The following is a 649-nucleotide window of genomic DNA, read 5'->3' on the forward strand; positions in this document are numbered from 1 at the left end:
GGATAATCACATGACTGAACTATTAGCTGTACATGCCAGATTAGGTGACTTAGTTACCATTGCAGAGCAGCTAGACACAATCATTGCTGACCATGAAAAGTATGCTACTGCTGAAGGTGCAGGTCTGATTGGCTTTAATCAGGCACAGACTTATGCAGCTAATACAGTAGGTGCAATGCTCCGTCAGGTTATTACTATGGGTAATGACAAAGGGGGTTATGCTGTAGCAGGTAAACTGACCTCTACTGGTGGAGTATGGTCGTTAGCTACTGGTTCCATCAACATGAATGCCCCTACTGCTGGTGCAGTAGCTAACCTGGTTCTTAATTATAAAGCCGGTAAAGTTAGTGGTTTGTTGGTAGCACCTAGTCAACAAATGGCATTGGATGGCCTGATTATGGGTGCATCTACTACTGACAATACAGCTACTGTATCTGTTACTGCCCCACTCCGTTTTAAAGCAGACCTAACTGCTAAAGCAATCTCCGGTGTGAATACCCGTATCATGCCTTCCAGTGCAGTGACTCTGAATGTAGATGCATATGGTGGCATCACTCTTGGGTATCCACACCGGAGATTGCTTTAGCAGTTAGGTCTGCTTTAAAACGGAGTGGGGCAGTAACAGATACAGTAGCTGTATTGTCAGTAG

Annotated in this window: 1 protein-coding gene; it reads left to right on the forward strand. The window is 44.8% G+C overall.

Features of this window, described 5'->3' with window-relative positions; translation table 11 throughout:
- A partial coding sequence (locus Y882_RS20355; RefSeq protein ID WP_211259226.1) for a hypothetical protein occupies nucleotides 1-586 on the forward strand: 586 nt, incomplete at its 5' end.
- Nucleotides 587-649 lie beyond the last annotated feature (63 nt).

It is taken from the genome of Dyella japonica DSM 16301 (genome assembly GCF_001010355.1).
In the GTDB taxonomy this organism is placed as follows: Bacteria; Pseudomonadota; Gammaproteobacteria; order Xanthomonadales; family Rhodanobacteraceae; genus Dyella; species Dyella japonica.